Origin of the sequence: Microbacterium schleiferi (assembly GCF_015565955.1) — a bacterium.
GTDB classification, from domain to species: Bacteria; Actinomycetota; Actinomycetes; order Actinomycetales; family Microbacteriaceae; genus Microbacterium; species Microbacterium schleiferi_A.
This window is the reverse complement of the sequence record NZ_CP064760.1, coordinates 542,406-557,911: the sequence shown is the minus strand read 5'-3', so window position 1 is coordinate 557,911 and position 15,506 is coordinate 542,406. Positions and strand designations below refer to the sequence as shown.

13 protein-coding genes and 1 pseudogene are annotated in these 15,506 nt (G+C 69.2%); 4 read left to right on the top strand and 10 right to left on the bottom strand.

The window, feature by feature from the left end:
- Nucleotides 1-24: 24 nt before the first annotated feature.
- The 4 genes from glmS to coaA all read right to left on the bottom strand — a co-directional run bounded on the left by glmS (nt 25) and on the right by coaA (nt 4,443).
- On the bottom strand, nt 25-1,878 hold the full coding sequence (glmS, locus tag IT882_RS02685) for a glutamine--fructose-6-phosphate transaminase (isomerizing) (RefSeq protein ID WP_195693061.1): 1,854 nt from the start codon (nt 1,876-1,878) through the stop codon (nt 25-27).
- Nucleotides 1,879-1,999: 121 nt separating this feature from the next.
- Complete coding sequence (locus IT882_RS02680) at nt 2,000-2,653, bottom strand: hypothetical protein (RefSeq protein ID WP_195693060.1); 654 nt, start codon at nt 2,651-2,653, stop codon at nt 2,000-2,002.
- Complete coding sequence (locus IT882_RS02675; protein WP_195693059.1) at nt 2,605-3,324, bottom strand: esterase/lipase family protein; 720 nt, start codon at nt 3,322-3,324, stop codon at nt 2,605-2,607. The genes IT882_RS02680 and IT882_RS02675 overlap by 49 nt, the downstream gene beginning before the upstream one ends.
- A 156-nt stretch (nt 3,325-3,480) precedes the next feature.
- Nucleotides 3,481-4,443, bottom strand: a complete 963-nt coding sequence (gene coaA, locus IT882_RS02670; RefSeq protein WP_229382260.1) for a type I pantothenate kinase — start codon at nt 4,441-4,443, stop codon at nt 3,481-3,483.
- A 145-nt stretch (nt 4,444-4,588) separates the two neighbouring features.
- Between coaA and IT882_RS02665 the strand changes: the two genes are divergently transcribed.
- Both IT882_RS02665 and IT882_RS02660 read left to right on the top strand, forming a co-directional pair.
- Nucleotides 4,589-5,164, top strand: coding sequence for a YdcF family protein (locus IT882_RS02665; RefSeq protein WP_195693058.1), 576 nt, complete (start codon nt 4,589-4,591; stop codon nt 5,162-5,164).
- A 159-nt stretch (nt 5,165-5,323) separates the two neighbouring features.
- Nucleotides 5,324-6,256, top strand: a complete 933-nt coding sequence (locus IT882_RS02660; protein WP_195693057.1) for a Ppx/GppA phosphatase family protein — start codon at nt 5,324-5,326, stop codon at nt 6,254-6,256.
- A 223-nt stretch (nt 6,257-6,479) separates the two neighbouring features.
- On the opposite strand, the gene glmM is transcribed toward IT882_RS02660, so the two are convergent.
- The 4 genes and pseudogenes from glmM to IT882_RS16850 form a co-directional block, all read right to left on the bottom strand.
- A complete protein-coding gene (gene glmM / locus IT882_RS02655) occupies nt 6,480-7,844 on the bottom strand; it encodes a phosphoglucosamine mutase (RefSeq protein ID WP_195693056.1) in 1,365 nt (454 codons plus the stop codon).
- A 20-nt stretch (nt 7,845-7,864) separates the two neighbouring features.
- Nucleotides 7,865-8,346 (bottom strand): annotated as a pseudogene (rpsI, locus tag IT882_RS02650) (30S ribosomal protein S9).
- A 28-nt stretch (nt 8,347-8,374) separates the two neighbouring features.
- Entirely contained in the window at nt 8,375-8,821 is a 447-nt protein-coding gene (gene rplM / locus IT882_RS02645; RefSeq protein ID WP_195693055.1) for a 50S ribosomal protein L13, read from the bottom strand.
- Nucleotides 8,822-8,965: 144 nt separating this feature from the next.
- Nucleotides 8,966-9,229 carry a helix-turn-helix domain-containing protein gene (locus IT882_RS16850; protein WP_195694025.1) on the bottom strand — a complete coding sequence of 88 codons (264 nt, stop codon included), beginning with the start codon at nt 9,227-9,229 and terminating at the stop codon, nt 8,966-8,968.
- A gap of 481 nt (nt 9,230-9,710) precedes the next feature.
- Between IT882_RS16850 and IT882_RS02635 the strand changes: the two genes are divergently transcribed.
- Nucleotides 9,711-10,994, top strand: coding sequence for an MFS transporter (locus tag IT882_RS02635; RefSeq protein ID WP_195693054.1), 1,284 nt, complete (start codon nt 9,711-9,713; stop codon nt 10,992-10,994).
- On the opposite strand, the gene IT882_RS02630 is transcribed toward IT882_RS02635, so the two are convergent.
- Together IT882_RS02630 and IT882_RS02625 are read right to left on the bottom strand one after the other, a co-directional pair.
- Nucleotides 10,908-11,711, bottom strand: a complete 804-nt coding sequence (locus tag IT882_RS02630; RefSeq protein ID WP_229382259.1) for a helix-turn-helix transcriptional regulator — start codon at nt 11,709-11,711, stop codon at nt 10,908-10,910. The two genes, IT882_RS02635 and IT882_RS02630, sit on opposite strands and share 87 nt — an antisense overlap.
- A 98-nt stretch (nt 11,712-11,809) precedes the next feature.
- Nucleotides 11,810-13,534, bottom strand: a complete 1,725-nt coding sequence (locus IT882_RS02625) for a hypothetical protein (protein WP_195693053.1) — start codon at nt 13,532-13,534, stop codon at nt 11,810-11,812.
- Nucleotides 13,535-14,006: 472 nt separating this feature from the next.
- On the opposite strand from IT882_RS02625, the gene IT882_RS02620 reads away from it, so the two are divergent.
- Nucleotides 14,007-15,476, top strand: a complete 1,470-nt coding sequence (locus IT882_RS02620; protein WP_195693052.1) for a helix-turn-helix domain-containing protein — start codon at nt 14,007-14,009, stop codon at nt 15,474-15,476.
- The last annotated feature ends 30 nt before the right edge of the window (nt 15,477-15,506 follow it).

The window sequence follows — 15,506 nt, the reverse complement described above, 5'->3', positions numbered from 1 at the left end:
GGGCCGCCTCAAGGCAACCGACCCCTACTCGACGGTGACGGACTTCGCGAGGTTGCGCGGCTGGTCGACATCCAAGCCCTTGGCCGTGGCCAGGCCCATCGCGAAGATATGGAGCGGCACGACGGCCAGCAGCGGCTCGAACAGCGGGTCGGCCAGTGGGATGCGCAGCACCTCATCGGCGTAGGGCAGCACGGCGGCATCCCCCTCTTCGGCAACCGCGATAATGCGGGCACCGCGGGCGCGGATCTCCTGGATGTTAGAGACGACCTTCGAGTGCAGCAGCGGCGAATGCCGCGGCGAGGGCACGATCACGAAGACCGGCTGCCCGGGCTCGATGAGGGCGATCGGGCCGTGCTTGAGCTCACCGGCGGCGAACCCCTCGGCGTGGATGTAGGAGATCTCCTTGAGCTTGAGAGCTCCCTCCAGGGCGATGGGGTAGCCGACGTGCCGACCGAGGAACAGCACCGACTGGGTGTCGCCCATCCACCGGGCGAACTGCTCGATGTGAGCCTGCTCGTCCTCGAGCACCCGCGCGATCTTGTCGGGCACGGCCTCGAGCTCGAGCACCTGCTGGCGAACCTCAGTATCGCTGAGCGTCCCGCGCACGTGGGAGATGTGCAGCGCGAGCAGGTAGAGGGCCGTGATCTGCGCGACGAAGGCCTTCGTCGAGGCGACCGCGACCTCGGGACCGGCGTGCGTGTAGACGATGGCATCGGATTCGCGCGGGATCGTCGCACCCTGTGTGTTGCAGATCGAGAGCGTCTTCGCACCCCGCTCGCGGGCGTACTTGACCGCCATGAGGGTGTCCATCGTCTCGCCGGACTGGCTGATCGAGACGACGAGCGTGTCGGCCCCGATCACCGGGTCGCGATAGCGGAACTCGTGCGCCAGCTCGACATCCGCCGGCACCCGCGCCCACTGCTCGATGGCGTACTTGCCGACCATGCCGGCATAGGCTGCAGTGCCGCAGGCGACGACGATGATGCGATTGATCCCCGCGAAGAGCTCGTCGAGCCCGTCGAGCTCGGGGATCGACACGAGCCCGTCACGGATGCGGCCGCGCACCGTGTTCGCGATGGCCTCGGGTTCCTCCGAGACCTCTTTGGCCATGAACGATGACCACCCGCCCTTGTCGGCGGCAGCGGCATCCCACAGCACTTCGAACGGCTCGACGCCGACCGGGTTGCCGTCGAAGTCGGTGACCTCGACGCCGCCGGGAGTGATGGCGACGATCTCGTCCTGACCGATCGCGAGCGCCTGACGGGTGTGCTCGACGAAGGCGGCGACATCGGACGCGAGGAAGTTCTCGCCCTCGCCGAGCCCGATCACGAGCGGCGAGTTGCGGCGCGCCCCGACCACGAGGCCGGGGTTGTCGCGGTGCATCGCGAGGAGCGTGAAGGCACCGTCCAGGCGACGGACCACGGAACGGAACGCCGCGACGAGGTCGCCATCGTGCGCGCGATACTCGCGGCCGAGCAGCACCGCTGCGACCTCGGTGTCGGTCTCGCTGCGGAACTCGTATCCCTCTTCCCGCAGCTCGTTCTTGATCGCGGCGAAGTTCTCGATGATGCCGTTGTGGATCAGCGCGAGCTTGTCGTCGTCGGCGAGGTGCGGGTGCGCGTTCGCGTCGGTAGGTCCGCCGTGGGTAGCCCAGCGGGTGTGCCCGATCCCCGTCGTTCCGGCCGGCAGCGGATGCTCGGCGAGGTCGTCGCGCAGCACCCCGAGCTTGCCGGCGCGCTTGCGCATCCCCAGGTGCCCGTCGCCGTCGATAACGGCAATACCCGCCGAGTCGTAGCCGCGGTATTCCAGACGCGACAGTCCGGCGATGAGGATGGGCTGACTCTCACGCGGCCCGACATATCCGACGATTCCACACATTCCACACATGCTACGGGGCCGGGACGCGCTCATCCTGCGTCGCCGCCGGGAATACGCGCGCCACGTCGCCCAGGCGCCACGACGGTGCTACCCGCGGGACGCCCCGAGCGTCGCGACAGCGCTACCCGCGGGACGCCCCGAGCGTCGCGACGATATCCCGGGCAACGTCGTCGTTCTCGAACAGCCGGTCGTGCGCACACGGCCCCGCCAGCGGCGGGATGCCGCCGAACTGATCGCTGAGATCACCGAACTGCGCCGATCCGTCCGTCGTCGTGAGGTCGACGGACACCTCGCAGCGCGCAACGAAGCTCGAGTCGGCATCGGCGGTCGCAGAACTCACGCCGACGATCCCGTCGCCCGCCTCGATCGTCTCGTCGATCGCGGGGCGCAGATCCATCCCGAACACCCCTGCGGCGTCGCGGAACGCCGTGAAGACCTCCGGCGGAACGATCCCCGCCGTCAGTCGGATGCGGTAATCGCCCGCGATTGCGTGCACGTTCAGGCTGCTCGGCCACTCGGGCACACTCGAGAGCTCGGCGGAGCCGGCCCGCAGCGCCTGTCCGCCGTCGCCGGCGACCGCGAAAACGGTGCGTACGCTGGGCGGAATGTCGCATCCGACCCGGGCATCCGATTCCATCTCGCGGTTGCAGATGCCGACGACCGCGGGCAGCGCGAGCTGAACAAGGACGGATGCTGACGAGAACAGGGTTTCCGTCGCGTCCCCGATCACCGACACGGCTGAGGCGACCTCCGACCCCTCGTTCGGCGTCGCCACCGTGATGACCTGACCGACATGAGCGGCCACTCCCTCGTTCGACCCCCGAGGGCGTAGCGAAGTGCGAGGCCGCCCATCGAATGCGCAACGATGTCGACCGTGTCGCCGGACTCCTGCGCGAGGCACTCGATGGCTCCGGCCAGGGCGGGTGCGGTGGCGGTGTGACCCACCCACAGCGCCGCCATCGACGAGTAGTCGAACGCGAAAACCGAGGTGTCGGGGAGCTCCGAGAGCCGCTGCTGCAGCGAGCGCAGATCGACCGCCGGGTCGCCATCCGATGACCACTCGACAGGCCGGGAGAAGGGCGAATTGGCGATGCCGGTGCTCGTCGTGACCGGTCGGGGACCCGCCTCGGACTCGGGCATCGCGGTGCTGAGCCACCCGTGCACCAGCAGAACGGGGTTTCGCACGGGATCGCCGTCTGATCCGGTGAGGCGCACGAGGTGCGACGACATGTCAGCCAGGCAGGATGCCGGGTCCGCCGCACCGTCAACGGCACCGGGGAGCGGTTCAGTGGCCGAGATAGCAGAGATGGATGTCACCGAATCGAGCACGTACGCGGGTGCCGCCGAGGCTACCGCGGGTACGCCAATCAACGCCCCTGCCGCTATCGCTGACAGGAACGTCACGCCGAAGAAGCGCCCACGCCCGTTAGGGAGCAGAGCTTTCATACGGCCCCCGATGACCACCCCGCATGAAACATCTTTACCATGACGATCGGCGTGTCGCGACATCGGTGCGCCGACGGCCATCCTGGGACCGCTCCCACGATATTCCCGTTGGAGAATCCCACCGATCCGAGCCGATCTGGGGCTCCGGCGCGCGGTCTACACCTTGCGCAGCAGCACCCGGTCGACGGCGTGGTCGGCAGCTTTTTGCAGCACGAGGGTCGCCCGATGTTTGGTGGGGAGCACGTTCTCGATCAGGTTGGGCAGGTTGATCTCGTTCCAAAATCCCAGGGCGGTTTCGACAGCCGTCTCATCGGTCAAGTCCGAGAAGACGTTGAAGAACGATCCGGGGTCGGCGAACGCGCCATGTTTGAGGGCGAGGAATCGGTCCACGAACCACTGCGTGATGTGTTCGGGGTCGGCATCGACGTAGATGGAGAAGTCGAACAGGTCGCTGACGGCAACCTCGTTCGGTGACGGCGGCGGCTGCAGAACGTTCAGCCCTTCGACGATGACGACATCCGGCCGGCGGACCGTGATGACGGCATCGGGAATGATGTCGTACTTCATGTGGGAGTAGAAGGGGGCGCGGACCTCGGCGGCTCCGCTCTTCACGTCGGTGAGGAACTGCACGAGCGCGCGACGGTCATACGACTCCGGGAAGCCCTTGCGGTGCATGATCCCGCGACGCTCGAGTTCTGCGTTGGGGTAGAGAAAGCCATCCGTGGTCACGAGCTCGACGCGAGGGGTATCGGGCCAGCGGCTCATGAGTTCTCGCAGGAGACGGGCGATCGTCGACTTGCCGACGGCGACCGAGCCTGCGACACCCACAACGAAGGGCGTCGTCGAGTCGGTCTCGTGCAAGAAGGAGCTCGTCTCGGCACCGATCCGCCGGGTGGAACCCGCGTACAGGCTCAGCAGTCGGCTGAGCGGGAGGTACACCTCGCGCACTTCGTCGAGGTCCAGGCGATCTCCGAGACCGCGAAGCGACACGATCTCGGTTTCGGTGAGCGGCTGGCGCATGTCAGCTGCGAGTCGCGCCCAGTCGGGGCGCAGGATCTCGCGGTACAGCTGCGGGTTCAGTTGCTCGCGGGCGTCAAGGGCTGCGGCATCGCTGGGCACGGGGCCATCGTAGCCCTGCGCGCCGCGCCACCCCACACCTGACGGGTCACCGCGTGACAACGCGCGTCGAAACGCCCCGTACACTGTGGCTCGTCAGAGCACGTCGACGCCGTGGTCGCCGCATGAAGAGACGGAGGATGCACGCGTGGACGACGAGTCGATCATCACTCGCGCGCGGTGGGCCCGTCGCGGTGCTCTCGGCATCCTGACGGTGATCGCCCTCATCGCCGTCATCGGGCTTCCGCTGTACGTCTTTCCGGCGGTTCCCGCCCCGCCGCAGGCCGATCTGATCTATGTCATCGGGCCACCCACCGCGACCCGCATCGCAGACGCCGAGAGCCTCCGCGATCAGGGCATCGCCGACAGGGTCCTCGTGTCTGTGCCGCGGTCGGGGAACGACTCGGCCGAGAAACTGAGCTACTGCTGGCGCTCCTACGTGACCTGCCGCACCCCCGACCCGTTCACGACCCGGGGCGAGGCCGCCCTGCTGTCGGCCTACGCCTCAGGCGGCGACACCGTCGTTGTGCTGACCTACACACCGCACGTGCTGCGCACACGCTACATCTTCGACACGTGCGCGAAGGCCGCAGTCACGGTGGTTCCCGTCGATGAGCGCCTGAACCTGACGCGCTGGGTCTACAACTACGCCTATCAGACCGCCGCGTTCGTGAAGGCCGGGTTCGTTGGCTGCGCTGATCCGCCCGCCGACGCCCTCCCCTGACGCCCTCCTCTGACGCCCCGAGCCGAACGCCCGAGCCGAACGCAGGAGCAATCCATCGTTCTGGGGGCGGCGGACCGACTGACCCGGCGTTTATCCTGCAATCGGCACAGCGAAGACCGTGCGCGGAGGCTCGTCCGTGCCACCGATAGGCTGTCCCCCGTGCGTCTGGGCGTCCTCGACATCGGCTCCAACACTGTCCACCTTCTCGTCGCCGACGCTCACCCCGGAGGTCGACCGCTGGCTTCCACGAGCCACCGCTCAGTGCTGCGCCTCATGACGTACCTGACGCCCGAGGGCGCGATCAGTGAAGAGGGGATCGCGGCGCTCGTGAACGCCGTCACCGAAGCCCGCACGGTTGCCGAGCGCGAGAACGTCGACGAGTTTCTCGCGACGGCGACCTCCGCGGTACGCGAGGCGACCAACGGCCCCGACGTCATCTCGCGCATCGAAGCTGCACTGGGCCAGCAACTGCAGGTGCTCGGGGGCGTCTCCGAAGCGCGCTTCACCTTCCTCGCCGTGCGGCGCTGGTTCGGCTGGTCCGCGGGCCAGATCCTGCTCTTCGACATCGGCGGCGGGTCGCTCGAGATCGCGGCCGGCGCCGACGAGCTGCCGGATGAAGCGGCATCCGTTCCTCTCGGTGCCGGCCGGATGACCCTCGCCTACCTGCCCGAGGACCCGCCCGGCGAGGAGGCCGTCGATCGCCTCCGGGCACACGCCCGCCAGACTCTCAAGCCACTCGCGAAGTCCTTCGGCGCACTCCCCCGACCGGATCACACCGTCGGCTCCTCCAAGGCGATCCGGTCGCTGGCCAGACTCGTCGGCTACCCGCTCGCGGGCTGGTCGGGCAGCGAGCGGATGATGCTCCCCCGCGCCTCGCTCGCGTCCTGGATCCCGCGCCTCGCACGCATCCCGGCATCCGCCCGTCAGGAGCTCCCCGGCATCACCGCCGACCGCACCTTCCAGATCGTGGCCGGCGCGGTCGTGCTGCACGAGGCGATGCGGGCGCTGGATGTCGACGAACTCGAGGTCAGCCCCTGGGCCCTGCGTGAGGGTGTGCTCCTGCGCTACATCGAGTCGATGGGCTGGGGCTGAATCACGCGACCGACCGGAACCTCGATCACCGCTGAGGCCGGATTCCGCACACGGCACACGGCCGCCCGCGGGCCGTCGCTAACTCCTCAAGATCGATGGCTCGCGTGCCACTCGGCGGTGCCGACACCAGGATTCCGTGCGGCAATGCGGAGTTAGCCACGCGCGGTTCCGTCCGGTGCTGCCGGAAGCGCGAGGCCGAGGGCGGATGCCGCGGACCGGCGCCTCAGGCGGGGAGGCTGAGGCGTTCGCGGACGACGTCGGCGATCGCTTCGGCGTGCGCGTTGGCGGTGTCGGCGTCAGCGGCTTCGACCATGACCCGCACGAGCGGCTCGGTTCCCGACGGGCGCAGCAAGACACGACCCGACAGACCCAGGGCCGCGGATGCGCGGGCAACGGCATCCTGCACGGTCTCGTCTGTCGCAACCATCGACCGGTCGACACCCTTCACGTTCACGAGCACCTGCGGGTACACCGTCATGACCGAGGCGAGCTCGGCGAGCGTGCGGCCGGTACGGGCCATCTCCGACATGAGGTGTAGTCCCGTGAGCAGCCCGTCGCCGGTGGTGGCGAACCGCGACATGATGACGTGGCCCGACTGCTCGCCGCCGAGCGCGAAGCCGCCCTCGTTCATGCGCTCAAGCACGTATCGGTCGCCGACGGCGGTCTGTTCGACATGGATGCCCTGTGCGGCCATCGCGCGGTGCAGGCCGAGGTTACTCATGACGGTCGCGACGAGCGTGTCGTCAACGAGCTCGCCACGTTCCTTGAGCGAGACGGCGAGGATCGCCATGATCTGGTCGCCGTCGATGACCTGACCCGCAGCATCCACGGCCAGGCACCGGTCGGCGTCGCCATCGTGGGCGATACCGAGGTTGGCGCCGTGGGCGATGACTGCCGCAGCGAGCTGGTCGAGGTGCGTCGAGCCGACGCCGTCGTTGATGTTCAGGCCGTCGGGGTCGGCGCCGATGACGGTCACGCGGGCCCCGGCATCCGAGAAGGTCTGCGGGGAGACGCCGGATGCCGCGCCGTGCGCGCAGTCAAGCACGACGTGCAAGCCCTCGAGCCGGTGCGGCAGCGACTGCAGCAGGTGCAGCACGTACCGGTCCTCGGCGTCCGAGAATCGAGCGATCCTCCCGACGCCGGCGCCGGTGGGCTGCAGCTTCTCACCGCTCATGGCGGCCTCGATGCGGGCCTCGACAACGTCGGGCAGCTTCACGCCGCCGCGAGCGAAGATCTTGATCCCGTTGTCGGGTGCGGGGTTGTGGGATGCCGAGACCATGACGCCGAAGTCCGCGTCGTGGTCGCCGATGAGATAGGCCAGCGCCGGGGTCGGCAGCACGCCGGCGTCCAGGACGTCTACGCCCGAGGATGCCAAGCCCGCCGAGACCGCGGCGACCAGAAACTCCCCCGACACACGCGGGTCACGGGCGACGACGGCGGTGAGCCGCTTGCCCGCGGCGCGGCGAGCGTCGGCGGTGCGTCCCTGGCCCAGGACGACAGCCGTCGCCTGAGCCAGGGATAGAGCGAGATCGGCGGTAAGGGTGCCGTTGGCAAGCCCTCGAACGCCGTCCGTGCCGAACAGCGGCATGGTGCGGGTGCGCGAAGCGATTAACGCTTCGAGTACTGCGGAGCCTTGCGCGCCTTCTTGAGACCGGCCTTCTTGCGCTCCTTGACGCGCGCGTCGCGCGAGAGGAAGCCGGCCTTCTTCAGGGCGGGGCGGTTGTTCTCGGCGTCGATCTCGTTGAGTGCGCGAGCGATGCCCAGGCGCAGGGCGCCTGCCTGGCCCGAGGGCCACCACCCTGGATGCGGGCGATGACGTCGTACGCGCCGGTGAGGTTGAGCAGCGTGAAGGGGTCGGTCACGAGCTGCTGGTGCAGCTTGTTCGGGAAGTAGTCCTCGAACGTGCGGCCGTTGACGGTGATGGTGCCGGTGCCGGGGACCAGGCGCACGCGTGCGATGGCCTCCTTGCGGCGGCCGACTGCCGCGCCGGGAACGTTGAGGACGGGGCGCGCAGCCTCGACAGCCTCGACGTCGACGGAGGATTCGGTGGTGTAGCTGGTGGGCTCGGTTGCGGTGGTGTCGTTCGCCACGAGTATGTCCTTCTGGTCTGTCCGGCGCTTACTGGGCGACCTGGTCGAGCGTGTATGTCTTGGGCTGCTGAGCGGCGTGCGGGTGCTCGGCACCGGCATAGACCTTCAGCTTGGACAGCTGCTGGCGACCCAGGCTGTTCTTGGGGAGCATGCCGCGGATGGCCTTCTCGACGGCGCGGGCCGGGTTCTTCTCGAGCAGCTCGCCGTACGCGACAGCCTTGAGGCCGCCCGGGTAACCGGAGTGGCGGTAAGCCATCTTCTTCTCGAGCTTCTGGCCGGTGAGGGCGACCTTTTCGGCGTTGATGATGATGACGTGGTCACCGGTGTCAACGTGGGGGGCGAAGGTCGCCTTGTGCTTGCCGCGCAGGAGCGCTGCGGCGTGGGAGGCGAGACGGCCGAGAACGACGTCGGTGGCGTCGATCACGAGCCATTCGCGCTGGATTTCGCCAGCCTTGGGGGTGAATGTGCGCGTCACGATAGTGCTGCTTTCTGGTTCGAACGGAGGAGTTCGTGAATCCCGCTCCGGGGTGGTTCTCCGGCCGATGGCCGTCGAACACGCCAGTGGAGGGCTCACGTTCGCGGTGATCTGCCGCAGTGAGGCAGGCACCAAAGATCTAGACTACGGCATTGGGGCGCTTGCCGCCACCGGCGAGGGGTCGCCGACACCGTCCCAGCCGGCGAGGGCGCGGATCGCGCCGGCCCGGCTGGTCACGCCGAGCTTGCGGTACACGCTGCGCAGCTGCGATTTGACGGTGTTCGGCGAGACGTTCAACGCGGCGGCGAGAGCGGCGATGGACTCGTGCCGCGCCAGTTCCCGGGCAACCGCACGTTCGCGCGGCGAGAGCGCGACAGTGGCACAGGGCCGCGGCTGCCAGCGCGGCAGCCTCGGCGGCGATGCGGAGCGTGCGCGAGAAGTCCTGGGCGTGCAGGAGCCTCAACGCACCCGCGGCATCCCCCGCGGCAAGGCAGATGCGCGCCCGGCTGAGCGCGACGGCGGGGTCGCCGAGCAGTTCACGGGAGAGCTCGTCGGCCGACGAGAGCTGGCTGCGGGAGAGACGGGGCACCCCGTGCAGGCTCATGTCACGCTCTCCAGGTCGCGATCGGGTCCGCGAGAATGCGTCGCGAGCGCGGCGCATTCCCATGATGGCGGATCGCCCACCCGGGGAGAAGGGGCGACCCGCCATCCGGGGGCCCGCAGCGAGCCGCTGCCGGAGGTTCCGGAGCGAGTGTATGAGGCGACTGCGTGTCCCGTCGGAGCGGATGCAGAACTTCACCTCGGTCATCACCCGAGCGGTGGTTGATGCCCGACCGACGACCGCTCTGCCGTCGCCGTGATCGGACGATCACCGCATACCCTGACCCTCATGCCCCCGCGTTCCCCTCGTCCACTCGGCCGCCGGGCGCTCGTGCCCTCGGCGCTGAACCTGGTGGCGATCGGCGCAATGACGGCTCCGGCCATCGCCGGCCTGCCCGTCGCGGTGGATCAGCTGGTTCCGGCTGACGCGCGCACCGGCACGCTCGGGCTGGCGATCACCCTCGGTGCTGTCGCCGCGACGGTCGCCAACCCGCTCTTCGGCGCTCTGTCGGATCGCACCCGCTCCCGCTGGGGGCGACGCCACCCCTGGACTGTCGGCGGGGCAGCGCTCGGGTTGGTCGCCACCGTGGTTCTGCTGCTCGCTCCGTCTGTGGGCGTCTTGATCGCCGCGTGGGTGGCCGTGCAGATCTCCTACAACGCCATGCTCGCCGCGGCGGCGGGGTTGCTCTCGGATGCGGTTGCCGATGCTGAACGCTCGGCGGCCTCCGGCGCCTTCGCGGCGGCGGCGTTCCTGGGCACCGTGCCACCGCTGCTGCTGTCGTCCCTGCTGCCTGACCACCTGGACGCGGTGACCCTCACGATGTGCATCGTGGCCGTCGGTATCTCGCTGGGTGCTGCCGTGTGGCTCCCCGAGCGTGGCGGGCCTGCGGCAGAAGCGCTGACGGTCGGACACCGCGGCGCGTCGGTGCGGCGCTTCGCACCGGTCTGGATCGGCCGCTTCATCCAGTCGGTGGCCTTCGGACTGCTGACCTCGTTCATGCTGTATCTCGTGGCAGACCGCATCACGGGATCGGCCGCGTCGGCCACCTCGCTCACGTCCGTATCGACGCTGGCCGGGGGTGCAGCACTCGTTGGCGCCGCACTCTTCGGCGGCTGGCTCGCGGCGCGGGTCGATCGACGCATCCTGCTGGGGGCCTCGGCGATCGTGCTGGCGCTGGCTGCCTTCCTCCGCGCGGCCAGCACGGATGCCGCCCTCCTCGTGGTCAGCGCCGTCACGGCGGGCCTGGCCATGGGGGTCTTCTTCACTGTCAATCTCGCTGTCGCACTCCGCCGGATTCCGCCGGGAGCCGGCGGCCGCTATCTCGGCGCCCTGAATGTCGCCGACACGCTGCCGCAGATCCTTGTGCCGGTGGTGGCAGCGTGGCTGCTCACGCTCGGCGGCCCCGACCCCATCTCGAGCGCCGCAGACAACTTCACGACGCTCTGCGTCGCGGCGGCCGTCGTGAGCCTGCTGGGACTGGTCGCTCTACCCTTCCTCGGTGCGACTGTCCCGCCGACCGAGGTCGATGTCGGCATCGCTGTGGAGGATTCCCCACGCCGAGAGCACCCGTAGAGCATCCGAGCGGTTACCGACGCCGAGCTTTCGATACAGGCCCTTGAGCTGGGACTTGACCGTGTTCGGCGAGACGGTCAGGGCAGCCGCGATCTCTGCGACCGCGGCGTGACGGGCAAGCTCACGGGCCACAGCCCGCTCGCGTGCGGTCAGCCGGGGCACCGATCCCGGCGAGGCGATCATCGCCCAGCTTCGTGCTCGCTCCGCGCGGGCAGCAAAGCCCGGGAGCGCGAGGCGTTCCGCCGCGGCGGCGAGCGCGGCGAGCGCCGTGTCGGGCACGAGGGCCAGCGCGAGCGACTGGTCGCTTTCTGCCAGGACAGCCTCGAGACGTTCGATCGCCGAGCGCGCCGCAGCGTCCTCGCGACCGAGCAGCGCGACAGCCGCGACCGAGAGCGAGAGGTACTCGGCGCGCACGCGACGGGAGGTCTCCGGCGCGACGACTCCGCTGAGCATCCGCAGCGCCTGTTCCGGATCGTTCCCGGCGAGCGCTACCCGGGCTCGGCCCACGGCGCTTCTGATGTCTTCGGCCTTCCCGAGGACGCGTGCGGCGGCGGGGAGGTCGCCGGCGGCGAGCGTCGCAAGCGCCGTCGTGTGCCGCAGCCTGCCGCTGACGAACGGCGATATCGCCCGGCGGGAGCGCTGCGCCATGACGACGGTACGGATGCGTTCTCGGGCGATATCGGGACGGTGACGTCGGAGCTCGATCAAGACGTCCACGTGCAGCAGCGGCGCCCAGTGCTCGATCGTCTCGCGGTGCTCGTCGAGGGTGTGGAGCCGCTCCGAGGCCGCAGAGACGTCGCCGTCTTCCAGCGCGATCAGCGCGTACGCCAGCTGCAGGTAGCTGCCGGGGTAGCCGGTCTTCCACCGATCGGGCCAGTCGCGCTGCTCTGCCCGGGCCGCGACGGCTCGTGCTTGGGGAAGATCTCCGCTGAGCGCGTGGGTCCCCGCAAGCAGCGCGAGCCCCTGTAGTCCCGCCCGGTAGCCGCCGGCGTCGCTGGCCTCGACCGACCGGCGGAAGCTCGTGATCGCCCGCGCGGTGTCTCCCCGTACAGCAGGCTGGTACCGATCTGGTTGTGGACTGTCGGTTCGTTGCGCCCGAGGCGCGCCCGGTCATCCGGTGTCATCTGGTCGAAGATCTCGAACGCCTCGCGCGCGACGCGCGATCCATCGCGGCCCGAGATCCGCTGCGCGGCCGACTCGATCGCACGCAGCAGCACGCGGTCGGCGGGATCGCGGGTGGCCGATCGCTGACGCGAACCGTACGCGGCAAGCAGGAAGTACTCGACAGCGCGCAGGCGGTGGTCGGGGCGCGCATTGGCGATGATGGCGAGCATCGTGGTCACCAGGGGTTGCCGACCGAGGGTGGTCAGCGGTGTGCCTCGGAACAGGGCGGTGATCTCAGACCCGTACGGCAGCAGTTCATTCCAGTGCCGCCGCACGATCTCTGTGATCAGCGGCCATTCCCGGTACGCAGCCGCGCGGCGCAGCGCCTCGAACGGGCGGCCATTGTCGAGTTCCCACTGGGCGATGACGAGGCTGAGTTCGCGCAGGCGCGAGGGGCGCAGGCTCCGGCGAGCGGATGCCGAGAGGGCGCGCTGAGTAAACGGAGAGGGCTCGAAGAGGGCAGCGCGGCCGCTTCCCTGCGAGCGCCACTGCCCGAGCCCTTCCCGTTCGGCACGGTCGAGCAGGTCCCCGGCATCCTCACGACCGGTCAGCTGCGAAGCCAGCGCAACGTCGACAGCATCCGCGAGGCAGATGGTCTCCAGGAACACGGTGAAGCGCTCGTCCCACGCCGGGCGACGGATGCGCAGAAACGACTCCACGATCTCGGAGATGCGCGACGAGTCGATCTCACGCAGGGTGCGTCGTGTGTGTGCCCCGACCGTCGCACTCTCATCGAGAGTGAGCAGCCGCGCCAAGCCCGGCGCGCCGCCATGGTCGAGAACGTCACGGATGATCGGGGCATCCGGTTCGACATCCAGGACGGCAGCGGCCTCCGCGTCGGTGAGGGCAAGAGCATCCTCTCGCAGCACACGCACACTCAGACTCATCGCCAGCGCTGGTTCGACGAACCCGTTCGGAACCCGCGTGGTCGTGCGCACCGACAGCGTGGCGACGTCGTGAACCAGCCGGATGACTCCGGCGACCGCCTCGTCGTCGAGATTCTCGCTCTCGTCGATCGCGAGCGAGAGCTCGCCGACCATCGCGAGCCCGCGGCGCAGCAGCGTCCAGGGTTCGTCGACGAACTGGAACACGGCCTGCCCGGAGGAGAGCGGGTTGTCTGCGCCGATGAGGCCGTGGTCGTGAAGCGCCAGGGCGAGTTGTCCGGCAAAGACCGCGGGGGTTCCCCCACCGTCGGCGACGCGTACCCAGACGCCACGGCGCGCCGTCCGCGCTGCCCATTGGGCCATGGCGACGGTCTTTCCCATTCCGGCTGGCGAGCTCAGAACGACCAGCGCCGCATCGTCGTCGAGCATCCGCTCTAGTCGCGTCCGGTCCAGCAGTTCGGACGGGAGGCGCGGAACTCCGGAAAGACCCATCTGAACGACCTCCGCGGCGGCGCCGTGCGGTGAGAGATGACGAAGCGCGCCCTCTCAGAGTACGACGAGGTCCCACCGCAGCACGGCCGCCAGGACGAACAAGCCAGTGCCGACGATGAACAGGCTCGCGAGGGCGAGGGCGAGGCGTCGGTTGGTCATGTGGGTGTCTTTCGACTCGGGTCTGCGACCGCGGCGCCAGCGCCGGCAGGTCATCGGATCAGGGCGCGGGGATGGCTCGCCACGCGGGGCTCGAAGCGAGAGTAGGACGCTGCCCGCGTCTGGTCGGCGTCCCGGGGCGAAGTTCACCCCGACCGTCACCCCCTCTCGCACGCGATGGCGGCGAGCGGCTCCGCGGAGGAGCCTCGGGAAGGCGCCGCCCTTTAGAATCGCTCCCACACGCTCGCCGCAGCATGGGGACCACGACTCAGCATCAACGCCCACACCCGGTCGGCGAGGAACGAGGGGGTGACGTGTGGAACCGCAGATAGACATCCCGACGGGTGCCACGCTCCTCGCGGCGCACGCGGCTGGAGACGCCGAGGAGGTCATGGCGATCATCGCGGACTCGCCTCTGGAGGCGTGGTTCTCGGTGCCGCCCGACAAGATGCAGGAGATCCTGCGGACCGTCCCACCCGAGCTCATCACGGGAGGAAGCGCCGCCCGCGCCTTCCGCCTGTACCTGAACGGACCTGTCGTGGCGCAGCCGTCTCCAGCGTTGGATGCCAGCGACGCCGCTGCACTGTTCTTCGACGCCCGCGGACGCGGCAACGCGCGCGAATCGGTCGAGATCGTCCGTCGGGTGTTCGACGACGAGCGCACGAATCCGCTGTTTGACGAGACAGCAGGGATCGCGACGTTCCAGGCCGTGCAGATGGGGCTGTCCCAGATGCTCGCGGGCGACCACGAAGCGGCACTGGCATCCTTCACCGCCGCGCGACGTACCCGGCCGCCCGAGACGCTGACAGCGCTGTTGCGGGACGCGTACGTCAAGGCCGCGCTGGTCCACGCGCTGTACGGCGATCAACACAGCGCGCGCCGCAAGCTCGACCTCGCCGCCGATCTGCCACGCACCTCGAGCTGGGTCGAGCACGTCATCGATTCCCATGCGGCGCTCGCGGAGGCGGTGCTGGTGAGGGATGTCGATCTGGATGCTGCCATCGAACGCGTCGAACGGATCCCGGTGCCGCTCCTGGGCGAGCTCTGGCCATACCGGGTTGAGGCCCTGTTCCGCCTGCATCTGCGGCGAGGGCGCCTCGACGAGGCCTACGCCAGTGTCGAGCGGTTCCGGCCGGCAGCGTCCGGTTTCGTGCCAGGCGAGGGATTGGCGGGGAGCGTGTTCGCTGCCGCAGGAGTAACCGTCGCGCTGCTGCGCGGCGATCTTGCGCTCGCGCGTTCTCTTCTCCGCGAGGTCGACGACAGACCGGCGGCCTTCCGACTGCTGCGGGAGTCGGTCGCTATCGCCTCCGGGGAGTCCGCCGACAGCATCCGTCGGCTCATCGGACTTCACGGCCAGACCGCGCCGCTGCGCCAGCTTGAGTTCTTCCGGGTGTGCCTCCTGAGCGCGGCACTGCTCGGACAGGGCGACACCGACGACGCTGCCGCGGTGCTCCGAGGAGTCATCGAGAGGTACGGCGGGTTGCGCGACGCCGACCGCGTGTACGTCCCGGAGGTCGTGGCGCAGTTCGCGGAGACCACCGTCGACGGCTGGCCCGGGGACTTCGGCAACAACCATCTGCTCGGCCATCAGGTGCCCGTCCTCACGCCCCGGGAGCGCGAGGTGCTCACTCTGTTGGCAACTGACCGCACCCGGGCGCAGATCGCAGAGGCGCTGTTCGTCTCGGAGAACACGGTCAAGTCGCAGCAGCGCACGCTGTTTCGCAAACTCGGCGCCGGCACACGGGTCGAGGCTCTGCTGGCCGCGCAGCGCCTGGGCTTGCTCTAGGCACCCCACCCCGCGCGTCACCGCCGCGGG

Bases quoted from the DNA above. Each gene is read 5' to 3' on its own strand.
- glmS (WP_195693061.1), bottom strand. From the start codon at position 1,878: ATGTGTGGAATCGTCGGATATGTCGGGCCGCGTGAGAGTCAGCCCATC.
- IT882_RS02675 (WP_195693059.1), bottom strand. From the start codon at position 3,324: ATGAAAGCTCTGCTCCCTAACGGGCGTGGGCGCTTCTTCGGCGTGACG.
- glmM (WP_195693056.1), bottom strand. From the start codon at position 7,844: ATGCCGCTGTTCGGCACGGACGGCGTTCGAGGGCTTGCCAACGGCACC.
- IT882_RS02635 (WP_195693054.1), top strand. From the start codon at position 9,711: ATGCCCCCGCGTTCCCCTCGTCCACTCGGCCGCCGGGCGCTCGTGCCC.
- IT882_RS02625 (WP_195693053.1), bottom strand. From the start codon at position 13,534: ATGGGTCTTTCCGGAGTTCCGCGCCTCCCGTCCGAACTGCTGGACCGG.